The organism is Sediminibacterium sp. FW305-C-269 (assembly GCF_058231045.1).
This window is the reverse complement of the sequence record NZ_JBIQXQ010000001.1, coordinates 1,236,142-1,250,340: the sequence shown is the minus strand read 5'-3', so window position 1 is coordinate 1,250,340 and position 14,199 is coordinate 1,236,142. Positions and strand designations below refer to the sequence as shown.

Here is a 14,199-nt window from a genome sequence, read left to right as displayed (position 1 = left end):
CTGTTATTATGAATGATGGATTGAATTAGAAATCAAGATTGAGGCTGAGTGCATACACACGCGGCCTCGGATAAAAATTATTGTCTATCCCACCATTGATCTCCGGGTCAGACCCCTTGTACTTGGTGATCACAAATACATTCTGCACAATGGCACCTGCACGCAGGTTGGCTTTGTTATGCAGCACTTTCCCGAAATTGTAGGCAACGCTGATATTATCCATCCGCAGGAAAGAGGCATTCTGCACATAATAGTCCGAGAGATAGTATTGTGAACCGTTACCACTAAATCCTGTTTTAAGAATATCGGCAGAACCATTGCTCAGGAAGTTGAGGGGGTTCAGGATATTTCGCAACGTACCTGTACTGGAAGCTACATTGTTGTAGAGATAATTGTTCACGCTTCCGTGCATGACAAAACCAGCCGACCATTTTTTATAGTTCACACTGGAACTGAAACCGAGTAATACATTCGGATCTACACTCTTATAACGGTACAGGTCCTTATCACTGATGATACCATCCCGGTTCCTGTCGGAAAACAGGTTATCAATCGGGCTTCCGTTTTTATCATACACCTGTTTGTATACATAAAAAGATCCGCGGCTGTACCCCACTGAATTGATCAGGATGGTGTTACCCGTACCGCCGGAAATCCCCCCATACAGGTTACCGGGATAATTGGGATCATCTGATATGGTGAGTTTGGTGATATTGTTTTTATTATACGTAAAGTTGAATCCTATATTCCATTCCAGTTCTTTTTTACGCACCGGAACCAGGTTCACAGAAAATTCAACACCCTTGTTCTCCATATCACCCACATTGGCTACAATCTGGTTAGAGAAATTGGTTCCCGCCGGCTGTGTAATCAGGTTCAGCAGGTCTTTGGTCTTCCTGTAATAGAATTCCAGTGAACCGGTAATCCGGTTATTCAGGAAACCATAATCAATGGCAATATTGGATGTGGCTGTCTGCTCCCATTTACGGTTGGCGTAATATCCTCCGGGGCGGTACATCTGGTAAAAGGTATTTCCCAACTGGTACTGCGCCGTAGAGCTGCTCAGGTTATAATAAGATATATAATCGTAGTCACCGATACCATCCTGTTGTCCTGTAACACCATATCCCACGCGTAGTTTCAGGTCGCTCACCGCACGTGAGCCCTTCAGGAAGGGCTCTTCGATGATCTTCCATGCCAGTGCCGCAGAGGGGAAATTACCCCAGCGGTTGGAAGGACTGAACCTGGAAGATCCGTCTCTCCGGAAAGTGGCTGTTAACAGGTAGCGGTTCATGAACGCATAATTCAATCTTCCGTAAAAAGAAACAATGGTGTTTTGAGGTTTGTCCACTACATAGGTAGGATCTGAATTCGGGCGTTTGGTGCCATCTGCCGAATAATCTGCATACGAATAATTGGTAGTGCGGTAGTCATTGTATTCATAACCGGCCGTTACATCTACACGGCTTTTGATGGATGCGATCTCTTTCACATAATTCAGGTAAAACTGAATAAACCCGTTTGATTTCTCCTGCCTGTAATAATTGTTCTGTCCGCTTTTCCATTTACCTGCTGCATCCTGGAACCGGTTATAGGTGGCAGCAGCGCTATCGGGAATAAACACGGTTCCCTCTCCTTTTGAAATATCATAGCTAAGGTTCAGTTTCACACGCAGGTCGGGCAGAAAATGTACTTTATAATCAAACTGCGCACTACCAACGCTTCTCTGAACGGTACTCCGGTCATCACGCATCAGCAGCAATCCAAGAGGATTCCTGGGAGAAAGTCCTTTTAATCCACTGATAGAAGTGGGATCCAGCCATTCCCAGTATCCGCCAAAACGGCTGCTTCCCGATGTTACAGGCTGTGTGGGATCAAAATTAACGGCCGACCCAATGGCACCCTGGTTGGCAAATTTGTTTTTGCTCTGGCTACCCAATACATTCAGCGCAACAGACAGGTGGTCTTTGAAAAATTTGGGAGTGAGGCTGATGTTCACCGAAGTGCGTTGAAGTTTATCTTTTTTCAGCACACCCTCCTGGTTCAGGTAGCCGGCTGAAATCCGGTAAGGCATTTTACCAAGTGAACCGGAAACGCTCAGGTTATTGTCGCTGGTAAAAGCAGTCTGGTAGATCTGTTTCTGCCAGTTGGTATTGACATTACCCAGCAGCGCTTTCTGTGCAGCGGTTCCGTTGGCATTTACGATACTGCGGAACTGGTCGGCAGATAATACATCGGCTTCTTTGGTGATTGCCGACAGGGATGCCTGCGTGCCGAAATTGAACACCGGTTTTCCACTTTTACCTTTTTTAGTGGTGATGATAATAACACCATTGGAACCTCGTGCACCATAAATGGCCGTGGCGGACGCATCTTTCAGGATATTGAACGATTCCACATCATTTGGGTTGATCAGGGAAAGTGCATTGGCTGATCCGCTGATACCGCCATTGTCGAGCGGCACACCGTCGATCACAATCAAAGGATCATTACTCGCATTCAGTGAAGCACCTCCCCGTATACGGATGGTACTACCTGAACCGGGGGCACCGCTGTTTGAAGTAACCTGAACACCGGCCACTTTACCCACGATCAGTTGTTCGGGGGTGGTGATGGGCCCTTTGTTAAAATCTTTGGCGGCCACTACCGAAACAGATCCCGTAAGATCTTTTTTCCTTACCGTACCATAACCGATCACTATCACATCACTTAGTTGTACGGTGGTAGCACTCAGCTGAACATCAACCGTATTCCCGCTGATATTCACTTCCTGGTCACCGTATCCAACTGAAGTGACCAGCAGTTTGGTCGCTGAAGCCGGAACCACAATTTTATAATGTCCGCTGGCATCGGTCTGGGTTGCTGTTTTAGTGCCTTTTACCTGCACGGTTGCATTTGCCATCACGCTTCCGTCTTTAGCATCTGTTACCTTACCGGTAACCACTCTGTCCTGGGCCAGGGCCTGCAAACTGCAAACCAGGAGCGCCAGAAACAAAGCGACAAGCATTCGTTTGGATTTCATAATCGTTGTTTTTTCTGTTTATATGTGCATTATTATTTTATCGGATCAGCATAAATTTTTCTACCCTCGTTTTCCGGTTATATTGTATACGCAACAGGTATATTCCGTTCGCCTGTATTTTCTCTGTCAGGAAAGCCCCCTGCAGGGTAAGTATCTGTTTTCCCGCAGGTCTGAACCCTTTGAAAACAGTTCCCAGATTCTTACCTGACATATCCAGTATGCCAACGGTAACATCGGCCGCTTCCGGTAACCGGTAAAATACCTGTGCGGAACCGATAACCGGATTGGGCATGATGGAAACCGGAAAAACTACCGGATCGTTTACCACCGTGTTAACGGCTGTAACCACTGCATGATTCAGGTTTCGGCTGGTATATACATAGTATTCACCGGGCTGCAGACTGATGGTTTGCGGACCTGCATCCACAGTTTTGATGCCGCTACCCAGGTAACTGTACCAGGTACCGGCTGAGGGAAAACTGACGGCAGCCGTCTGTGGATTCACGTCAAAATTTCCAATGACGATGAGCTGCAGTGAATCGCCCTTTAGCTGCAGCCATTTTACATAACCCGAAAGATCCCAGCTAACGGCATTGCCTGTGAAAGTGCCGGCAAAACCAAGTGTCAGTTTCAGCCTGATGAGTTTGGCATATACATCGAACAACGCCTTACGGGCAGGCTGGTTCAGATACTCCCAGTGAATGGGCTTGGCTTCTGTGCGACAGCCGCCACCGGGATCTACCGTACCCGTGCCACAGGTATTGATGGAATAAGGATAGCCCAGCTCTTCAAACTGCCATAACATTTTTGGACCCGGTATCATGGCCCAGAAAGCAGCCGCCATCTCATTCCGCTTCAGGGCAGTAGCGCTGTCTTTCACCGTATAGTTTCCGGCATTGTTACCATAGCTGAGGTTTTTGTACATCAGCCTTTCCTCATCGTGGCTTTCCTGATAGGTAATGAGTGCGGGGTTGGACCACCCCCTACTTTTGGATATCCCGCTGCTAAAATCAGTGCCGCTGTTATAACCCATGGTTGCCTGGTTAAATGCATAATTCTGGTTGCCCCATAGCAGCATCCCATAATCAGCAAGTTCTTTTTCCTCGGTATTGGCAGCAAAATGTTCCAGTATACAATAGGCATTGGGCGATACCTGTTGCATCGTATCATATATTCTTTTCCAGGTGGCAATACGACTGGCATCGTAACTGCTCCATGCATTCACATCAGCTGGGTTATTCACCTGGGTAAACCCTTTGGAAAGATCCCATCGAAACCCGTCCAGTTGATATTTTGTAAGCCAATGCCGCACCACATCAGCCACCAGTTTTTTGGTTGCCTCGCTTTCATGGTTGAAATCATTGCCTACATTATAAGGATGTGTGGCCACCGGGTTCAGCCAGGGATTGTCCGCTGCAGGCCTGTTATTGGCTGCATCCCAGTACAGTTGTGCCATGGGCGATGAACTCATGCAATGGTTCATCACCAGGTCCATGATCACGGCAATACCTTTCTGGTGGCAGGCATCCACAAACTGACGGATACTGTTTTCATTGCCATAATATTTATCAGGTGCAAAAAAGAAATTAGGATTATACCCCCAGCTCAGGTTGCCTTCGAATTCGCTGAAGGGCATCAGTTCAATGGCATTCACTCCCAGGTTTACCAGGTAATTCAGGGTGTCTTTCAGTGTCTTGAAATCGTGTGTTCCAATAAAATCACGCAGAAGCAATTCATAGATCACCAGGTTTTTTTTGTCGGGTCGTTTAAAATTATTTACCGCCCAGTTATAGGCAGGCTTTGCCGTTTGCAAAACGCTTACGATACCTGTTGTTTTCCCGGAGGGATACGCTTTAAGACCGGGATACGTACTGGCAGGGATATATGGATCGTTGGATGGGTCCAGTATTTTTTCAGCATAATAATCCGCTATGCGTACAGTTCCATCCACCAGGTATTGATAAGCATACTCTGTGCCCGGCAAAAGACCACCGATACGCAGCCAGAAACGACTGCTATCGGGTGTCATATTCATTTGCGAGGAAAGCGACTCGGTCCAGTTAGTAAAATCACCCAATACCGCCACTCTTTTTTTACGAGGTGCAAAAAGCACCAATATAACCGAACTGTCGCCCGGTTCATAATTGATACCCTCTTTTACACCCGCCGGCAAAGCTGCAATTTTCACATGCTCATTTACCAGGAAACGGAGCGTATCCCTTGCAATACTGACACCATCATCCGCTTCCGCAATAACCGTTTGCGAACCCGTAGTATTGATCACAAGATCAGCGCTCACTGAACCGGCAGCCGTCGCAACACTCACCACATTTCCATTGAATACAATCCGGCAGTCAGCCGGTTTACTGGATACGGCTTTTACCGGAAGATGATCCCCAACTGCGGCTGCAAACGTTTGCGGGACGGGACGAAACAAAGGTTGCTGCAGCGGAGAATCGATACGTGTATACAATCCATCATCATACACCGGCACATACATATCAGAACCATCCGTATTCCTTTGCACTTTGCTGCCATTTCCGTTCCGGAAAAGTATGGCGATCTTCAGTATCCGTTCCGAAGTATTGGTAATAGCAAAAAACGACCGCAAGCCGCCATTGATCGTAAACGACCACCTGTCATTTCCCAGAGAACTGGCCTGAACCGATGCTGCAGGCACATTGAAATTTGTATTCACCACATATTTCCAGTCGGAAGAACTGGTACTGAGACTGGTGATAACACCAAGATGAACATACACATCTGAAACGGGGGTGTACCCCAATAATCCTTTATTACCGGCAGAAGCATCGCAGGTGATGGTTACGGGCAGGGAAGATTCTTTTGGAAATGCGGGGGACCACCGTAATAATTGCGCATAGGATGGACTGATCAGAAATAGCAGCAAGCAGGCTATTCCTATTCCTCTCATGTAGCAGATTTTCTGCATGACTCAAATCGTAATGTGTAATTTATACACATATCGAATTCGAAGCTACAATTGTTTTTGGTTTTTTTAAAAAAGAAAAGAGGTTTTCCAAATTAATTTTTACCGGAAAATCGGCGCGGGCTTAATCACTGCCAGACATTTGCCAGCCAACCCTACTACACCGGTTTATACCCCGTATTTATACCCGATTCCGTTCCGGTTTTGGAAAAGGCAGCTGGTTTTGAGTAGGTTTAGGTTATGCGGCAATTTGGCGTCCCTTTCTGGCGTATTTCGTCTATGCTCCGGTTACTGGTTCCGTTCCTAACCGGCACCGTACTGGCAGAATATACAGAACTATCTGCCCGTTTCACCGGCATTGCCGGCATTGTTGCCCTGCTGCTGGTCTTTGTAATGCAGCGGCTCCCGGTTTTCAGAAAATACCAATGGAGATGGGTCACAGGTCTATGGTTGAACCTGCTGCTGCTAAGTGTCGGTGTAATACGGATGCAGCTACAGCAAAGCAGTTCCCGCACAGACTGGGTAGGCCATCACCTGGCAGATACGTCAAAACTCATTGTTACACTGCAGGAACCCCTTGTCAACAAAAGCAACTCCTACAAATCGGTGGCGAGTATCGACTGGCTTTACCGCGAACAGCGATGGAAACGCGTCAGGGGGCATGTTCTGTTATATTTTGCAAAAGACAGCACTTTGCCTGCGATTCAGTATGGATCTGCACTGATCCTGCGCCAACCATTACAGCGGATCACCGGCAGCGGCAACCCGGGATCATTTGATTATGCTACTTACTGCGCACGACAGGATATCCATTACCAGACATTTTTGAAAAAGGGCTCCTTTTCTGCACTGAATGGATCCAACGAAAATGCAGTAACGGCCTTACTTATCCGCGCCCGAAATGCGGTTCTTGGCATTATCCGTAAAGCGATACCTGCAGAAAATAACTATAGCCTTGCCGAAGCTTTACTGATCGGTTACCGGGATGATCTTGACAAAAACATGGTGCTTGCTTACAGCAATACCGGTGTAGTTCATATCATCGCCATCAGTGGTCTGCATCTTGGAATGCTCTATGGGCTGCTGATATTATTGCTAAAGCCTTTCCGCAAACAGCGCTGGTTGCAATGGGGCAAACCACTGATCATTTTATCCGTGCTCTGGGGATTCAGTTTACTGGCAGGCGCTGGTGCTTCCATCCTGCGGTCAGTTGTCATGTTCTCATTTATCGTCATCGGCGAAGGTCTGAGACGTAAGAACCATATCTACAATACATTGGCCGCATCCGCCTTCTGCCTGTTGGTTTATAATCCCTATTTTCTCTGGGATGTGGGTTTCCAGCTTTCCTATACCGCCGTACTCAGTATTGTCATTTTCATGAAACCTCTTTATCGCTGCCTGTATTTCGCCAACCAACTGCTTAAAACAGCCTGGCAACTGAGCGCCATTACTCTTTCTGCCCAGGTTTTCACCTTGCCCCTGGTACTGTACTATTTTCACCAGTTTCCCAACCTATTCCTCTTTACCAACTTTATCGCCGTGCCATTATCGGGTATCATTTTGTATGGCGAGATGCTTTTGCTGTTGGTCTATCCTGTTGATCTACTGAACCGGTTTACAGGCGCCCTGCTCAGTTTCTTCATCAACCTGCTTAACCGGCTGATTGAGCAGACCAGCCGGCTGCCCTTTGCTGTAACCAGCAATATTCCATTCAGCCTGTTACAACTCTGGTTACTGTATGGGGTATTGATCAGCATAGCTGTCTGGTTGTTTTACCGAAGACCGGCCTGGCTCATGGGCGGTCTCTGCTGTGCTGCCGGGTTGTTTCTGGCGGGTAGTTTTACCCGGATCCGGCAAAAACAGCAACAAAAGCTCATCGTGTACAATATCCCCCGTTACCGGGCCATCGATATACTGGATGGCTTTGACTGTCTGTTTCTGGGTGATGTACGCCTGCATAATACCACCCTGGCCAGCTACCACCTGCGCCCTTCGCGCATGCTGCATGGTGTCTCCGAACGAAAATCCCTTTCCCGAATAAAAATATCAGGACCACTGGTGGCAGGACCGCATAAAAAGATTCTGGTGATTCACCAACCTCTTACCATTCCAGTACCTGCCAGGAAAATCAGCGTGGATCTCATCATCCTGAGCGGTAACCCCGACATCAAACTTGCACAATTGGCCAGCCGGTTCGCCTGTTCAGCATATATATTTGACAGCAGTAATCCATTGTGGAAAATACGGTACTGGAAAAAAGCCGCCGACAGCCTACATTTGCGGCACCAAACCATTTCTGAGCAGGGAGCTTATGAAATGGATCTCTGAGAACGATTGCCATTCTTATTTCATCCAACCCCACCGGGTTAAACACAGCAACATGCAAAAGAAAATTCAATCTGCCCTTATCTCCGTTTTTTATAAAGACGGACTGGAACCCATTGCCAAAAAATTACAGGAGCTCGGAATCACGATCTATTCTACCGGCGGAACACAGAAATTCCTGGAAGACCTGGGCGTTACCTGTGTACCCGTAGAAAGCCTGACCACTTACCCATCCATACTTGGTGGCAGGGTCAAAACCTTACACCCGGCAATTTTCGGCGGTATCCTGGGCAGAAGGTATGAAGCACAGGACCTGGCAGAGATGAAAGAATACAAGATCCCCGAGATCGACCTCGTGATCGTTGACCTGTACCCCTTTGAGGAGACCCTGCGTACCACCAGCGAAGAAAAACTGATCATTGAGAAGATCGATATCGGCGGGCCGTCCATGATTCGCGCTGCCGCCAAAAACTTCCGCGACCTGGTAGTGATCGCCGCTAAAGACGATTATGCTTCTCTCGAGAAATTACTGACCGAACAAAAAGGGGAGACCAGCCTCGAACAGCGCAAAGCCTATGCGGCCAAAGCTTTTGAAGTGGTCATGCATTACGATATCGCCATCAGCAACTATTTCAATCCCGGCATGCAACAGGTATTGCGTTATGGCGAGAACCCCCACCAATCTGCTACTTTCCATGGTAACCTTTCTGAATTGTTCACACAACTGAACGGAAAGGAACTCTCTTACAATAACCTGGTCGATGTGGATGCGGCAGTTCAGCTGATACAGGAGTTCTCCGGATCAAAACAGTCCGTATTCGGCATCATCAAACATACCAATGTTTGCGGTATCGCTGAAAGGACTACCGTAAAACAAAGCTGGGATGCAGCCCTTGCCGGTGATCCTGAAAGTGCTTTCGGGGGTGTACTGGTTTGCAACAACACCATCGACAAAAGCACAGCAGACGCCATTAACGAAATATTCTTCGAAGTACTGATCGCCCCCGCATTTGATGCAGATGCACTGGAAGTACTAAAGAGCAAAAAGAACCGCATACTACTGCAACTGAAAACATTGGATGCACAACTGAAAGCACCCTCCAAATCACTCCTGAATGGTGTGCTGGAACAGGGCGCCGATGTAGGCAACTACAGCAAATGGGAAGAAGTGGGCGGCCGACCTTCAACCGACGCAGAAAAAGAAGACCTGGTATTCGGCAACCTGGTATGTAAACACCTGAAAAGTAATGCTATTGCACTGATCAAGAACAAACAGCTGGTGGGTAAGGGTTGCGGACAGACCAGCCGCATCGATTCACTGCGCCAGGCTATCGATAAATCCAAACAGTTCAACTTTGACCTGAAAGGTGCTGTACTGGCTTCCGACGCATTTTTCCCTTTCAATGACTGTGTACAGATCGCCCATGCCGCAGGTATCGAAGCTTTTATACAGCCCGGTGGTTCAGTAAGAGATAAAGACAGCGTTGATTATTGCGTTACCAACGGTCTGGCTATGGTAATGACAGGCATGCGCCATTTCAAACACTAATCCAAAACAAGAAACACCTCCCCTGTCTGGGGAGGTGGCGGCAAGTCTGCATAATGACCACCAAACAGAAAGCTTATATCGGTTTAACACTTACCAGTATCGTCTGGGGAACCAGCTGGATCGCCAGTAAGATCGGTGTACAGAAAGTACCCGGCCTGGAAGTGGCATCTATCAGGCAGTTCATTGCAGGCATCATACTGGTTGCGTTTTTCCTGATAAAAGGGGAGAAAATGCCTACCTGGAAAGAATTCCGGTGGCTTACCATGATGGCCGTTCTCCTTTTTCTATCGGCCAATGGCATTGCTACGGTTGCCCTGAAATATGTACCCAGTGGTATGGGCGCCCTGATCTCCGCGTTATATCCGCTTTCGGTGGTGATCATTGAAAGGATCTTCTTTAAAAACACGAAGATCACAACAGGCACTTTTATCGGACTGTTCCTGGGCATTGGCGGTATTGCTGTTGTGTTCTACGACAATGCCTTCCACAACCATACAGAAGGATATGTATGGGGTATCATACTGTCGGCGCTGGCCATGTTAAGCTGGAGCGTGGGAACCATTGTACTGTCGCGCACCAGGATGAAGATGAACGCCTATAACGCCACAGGCTGGCAGATGCTGATCAGCGCTGTGATCCTATACCTTATGTTACTGATTTCGGGCGATCATATACCGGTGGCGGATATCCCTGCGGAAACCTGGGGAGCCATCGCCTACCTGGTTATCGCCAGTAACCTCATCACTTTCGCTGCATTCATCTATACCATGAAACACCTGGAGCCTGCCGTGGCGGCACTGTATGCCTATATCAATCCCATCGTTGCCATTTTTGTAGGGTCGCTGGTGATGAATGAAAAGATCACGATCAGCATCATCATCGGTTCACTGATCACGCTGCTGGGCGTATACCTGGTGAACCAGAGCCTGCGTAAACAGAAAGAGATACTGACACAAACAACAGACGCTGACGCAATGTGAGCCTCATCCACTGAATCTTAAACTCATTTTACCCGAAATTCTTTTCCAAAAAATCCCTGTACATATCTCTCCATGGTATCCATTGCGGTTGTTCCGTCAGGAAATGATTGTGAAAAACCGTGATAAACTCACCTCCCAGTTCCTTTACCGTATCGTGATAGTATTGCAGTTCTTCCGTCGCTTCTGCGGCACCATATCCCTGACTGAAAAAAGATGTGGCATCCATAAAACAAAAAGGATGTACCCGAAGATTGGTTACCTGTTCATTTTCCAGATCGTACCAATAAAAAGGCTGACAGTAAGAAGCCCTGAAACCATTTGCACTTCCGTAAGCCATAGAATATTCTTCAGAGATGCCAGCCATAAGCAGTCGTCTATACGTATCGGGTAAGCGGAACCGCAGATAATGATTGCGTGAACCAAATACCGGTTTCTGAATGATCTTTTGTAAGGCCCGCAGTTCTTTTGCCAGCAGGTCTTTTTCAGTACCACTCTGCCAGGAAGGATGTAACCCTACCGCATGTTTCAGTGAAAGTTGCCTGTACAATTCCTGCAGATACCTGGAACTTGCCGGTAAATTTTTGTCATACCTGCCCCTTTTCAGGATCGTCAGAAAAAAATAGACAGACTCAATTCCCAGTCGCCTGTGTTGTGCTTCTATCCAGTCAAATATGTCATACGGGTCTTTTTTTCTGCCACTGTATACGTTACCTCTTTCCATCACCTGCTCAAACCTGCCCTGCAGCAGATCACGGTAAAAACCCAATACATTTTTCCAGACGGGTTTGTGCAGGTAACTGCATGCCTCATCAACATCGTAGGTAGGAATAAAACGGAATGCGGATGGATACAGCCTGAGTACTGACCGATGCGCCCGTTCGCACAAAATATATTGCAGTTTTTGCAGCCACTGGTTGATCAATGGTTGTTGCAGGAAACCTTCTTTGTATGCCATACTGTTTGTATGCGGATACCGGTCATACAGGTCCGGCTCATAAGGCAGGTATTCCTCATACCTTGATAGCAGATAAAAAGAAGCAGAGAACATATCGAAAGGCAGATCGCCCGGTGTCTGAAAAAATATGGGAAGGCCTTCCCAGTGAGCAGCTTCAATGGACTGCTCATAAATATCTTCTTCTGTTAACAGTCCAGCGGGTACAACGTGGAAGTAACCATCTATGGGTTTGTGCGAATAATTGATGTAAATCGCTGACTTATCAGGAAAGACTTCAATGGAATCTGTCAGCAGAACATTGGCAAACAGGGTCTGGAAAATATATTTCACCCGCGTTGTTATTCGCGTTGTATACACCACTACCGTATCAACACTATCGCTTTCCAATGAATCAGGATTATGGGATGGTTATCGGTATTTCTCTCTCCACATCTCATTAAAGGTCTTCGCACTGAAATCAAGGTCGCTCCTGTGGGTCGTCCAGCCTTTGAATACTTTATTCACCACCCAGTTCTTCATCTTGCCTGTACCCATATTCATCATACCGCGATTCATGCTGGCCGTTTTCCACATTTTCCAGGCCAGGCGCTCAGCCAAGGAACTGGATCCCCTCATCACGGCTTCGTGGCGGTTATCCAGCAGCAATTCGTGCAGGTTGATGCGCACCGGGCAGACCTCCGTACAATTGCCACATAGGGAAGAGGCATAACTCAGGTGTTTGTAATCATCCATCCCACTCAGATGCGGTGTGATCACTTTTCCAATCGGGCCGCTATACGTGGTTTCATATGAGTGTCCCCCGATATTTTTATATACCGGACAGGCATTTAAACAGGCGCCGCACCGGATGCAATACAATGCCTCGCGCGATACAGGGCTTTTCAGCAGGTTGGTCCGGCCATTATCCAGCAGTATCACATACATTTCTTCCGGTCCATCGGTTTCTCCTTCCTGGCGGGGACCAGACACCAGCGTATTATAGGAAGTCACCCTTTGTCCGGTACCATATGTAGCCAGCAGGGGCCAGAATAAGGCGAGGTCATTGAGGGAAGGTATCACTTTTTCAATACCCACCACCACAATATGCGTTTTGGGCATACCACAGCTTAAACGCGCATTGCCCTCATTTTCGGTTACGGCAATACCGCCCACATCGGCCACAATAAAATTGGCACCGGTAACACCCACTTCCGCTTCCACATATTTTTCCCGAAGTATCCTGCGGGCAACAAGCGTAAGTTCTTCGGGTGAGAGCCCTGCAGGCACACCAAGCTTATCGGCAAACAATCGGGCTACATCTTCCTTACTTTTGTGCATGGCTGGTGTTACAATATGATACGGAGGTTCTCCATCCAGCTGTTGAATATATTCACCGAGATCCGTTTCCACACTTTCAATACCCATCGATTCCAGGTAATGGTTCAGGTGTATCTCTTCGGTAACCATACTCTTACTCTTCACCAGCGTTTTGCACTGTTTCTCTTTACAAATTTTACCAATGGCGTCGGTGGCTTCAGACGCATTCTCAGCCCAGATCACTTTGGCTCCGCGGGCAGTGATCTTTTTTTCAAATTCCAGGAGGTATTGGTCAAGATGTTCAATGGCATCCCACTTCCGGTTCTTGGCAAGTTCACGCGCATCCATCACATGACCGCCAAACTGCTGTTTGCCCTGAGGCACCACTGCGTTGTATTTACTGATATTGAAATTGATCTTCCGCCTGTGCTCCAGATCGGCCGCTTTGATCGTACTCTTGGCAATGAAGGATGCTGCAGTATCTTTCATGTGAGATGGTATTAGGTTATCAGCTGGGCTTCTTAGTGTTATTTGCTTTTATTCAGGTGTGCGGCTGTGGCTTCCAGTGTTGCATAGAACTCTTCGCCGTATTTTCTGATCAGGGAATCTTTCAGGAAGACATACACGGGCACTTTGAGTTTCTTGCCCAGTGCGCAGGCCGCAGCACAGAGGTCTTCCCTCGGTTCATAATTCACATATTCCATATCCGGATCGCGTTTGCTTTTCTGGATCTTGATGGGAAACAAGTGGCAGCTGATCGGTTTCTTCCAATCCAGCTTGCCATCATTATACGCCTGCTCAATCCCGCACTTGATCACACCCTGCTGATCCCGGTATCCATATACACAGATAGCGCCATTGATGGTGGGAGTTACCCAGCCAAATTCTTTATCGTAAATATACTTACCCTGCCTTTCCACTTCACGTATCCCTTCTTCGGTCATATAGGGTTTGATCACTTCGTAGTATTCTTTGAGTTTCTCCAGTTCCCATTTTTCCATGGGAGCACCGGCATCCCCATCTTCGCAGCAGCCACCCTTACACCTGGTAAGGTCACAAACAAACTGTTCTTCCAGCACTTCATCACTGATGAGTTTATTGTCAATTGCTATCATTTATCTGTCA

General features: G+C 47.4%; 8 protein-coding genes. 3 read left to right on the top strand and 5 right to left on the bottom strand.

The window, feature by feature from the left end:
- Positions 1-25 precede the first annotated feature (25 nt).
- Together ACH3Y6_RS05345 and ACH3Y6_RS05340 are read right to left on the bottom strand one after the other, a co-directional pair.
- A complete protein-coding gene (locus ACH3Y6_RS05345) occupies positions 26-3,022 on the bottom strand; it encodes a SusC/RagA family TonB-linked outer membrane protein (RefSeq protein WP_490834552.1) in 2,997 nt (998 codons plus the stop codon).
- A 37-nt stretch (positions 3,023-3,059) separates the two neighbouring features.
- Positions 3,060-5,954, bottom strand: coding sequence for an alpha-amylase family glycosyl hydrolase (locus ACH3Y6_RS05340; RefSeq protein WP_490834551.1), 2,895 nt, complete (start codon positions 5,952-5,954; stop codon positions 3,060-3,062).
- 255 nt (positions 5,955-6,209) lie between these two features.
- Here ACH3Y6_RS05340 and ACH3Y6_RS05335 point away from each other — a divergent pair, with 255 nt between their 5' ends.
- Genes ACH3Y6_RS05335 through ACH3Y6_RS05325 form a run of 3 tightly spaced genes read left to right on the top strand, consistent with a single transcriptional unit; the run spans position 6,210 to position 10,823 of the window.
- The gene (locus tag ACH3Y6_RS05335) at positions 6,210-8,297 is read left to right on the top strand and encodes a ComEC/Rec2 family competence protein (protein ID WP_490834550.1); all 2,088 of its coding nucleotides are present in this window, start codon (positions 6,210-6,212) and stop codon (positions 8,295-8,297) included.
- A 52-nt stretch (positions 8,298-8,349) separates the two neighbouring features.
- Positions 8,350-9,843, top strand: coding sequence for a bifunctional phosphoribosylaminoimidazolecarboxamide formyltransferase/IMP cyclohydrolase (gene purH, locus ACH3Y6_RS05330; RefSeq protein ID WP_490834549.1), 1,494 nt, complete (start codon positions 8,350-8,352; stop codon positions 9,841-9,843).
- A 53-nt stretch (positions 9,844-9,896) separates the two neighbouring features.
- Positions 9,897-10,823 (top strand): DMT family transporter, encoded by a 927-nt coding sequence (locus ACH3Y6_RS05325; protein WP_490834548.1) that lies wholly within the window; start codon positions 9,897-9,899, stop codon positions 10,821-10,823.
- Positions 10,824-10,851: 28 nt separating this feature from the next.
- Here ACH3Y6_RS05325 and ACH3Y6_RS05320 read toward each other — a convergent pair whose 3' ends face one another.
- The 3 genes from ACH3Y6_RS05320 to ACH3Y6_RS05310 are packed head-to-tail and all read right to left on the bottom strand — an operon-like array spanning position 10,852 to position 14,189.
- Complete coding sequence (locus tag ACH3Y6_RS05320; RefSeq protein ID WP_490834588.1) at positions 10,852-12,135, bottom strand: polysaccharide deacetylase family protein; 1,284 nt, start codon at positions 12,133-12,135, stop codon at positions 10,852-10,854.
- A 51-nt stretch (positions 12,136-12,186) separates the two neighbouring features.
- Positions 12,187-13,563 carry a LutB/LldF family L-lactate oxidation iron-sulfur protein gene (locus ACH3Y6_RS05315; protein WP_490834547.1) on the bottom strand — a complete coding sequence of 459 codons (1,377 nt, stop codon included), beginning with the start codon at positions 13,561-13,563 and terminating at the stop codon, positions 12,187-12,189.
- 38 nt (positions 13,564-13,601) lie between these two features.
- Positions 13,602-14,189, bottom strand: a complete 588-nt coding sequence (locus ACH3Y6_RS05310) for a DUF3109 family protein (protein WP_490834546.1) — start codon at positions 14,187-14,189, stop codon at positions 13,602-13,604.
- Positions 14,190-14,199 lie beyond the last annotated feature (10 nt).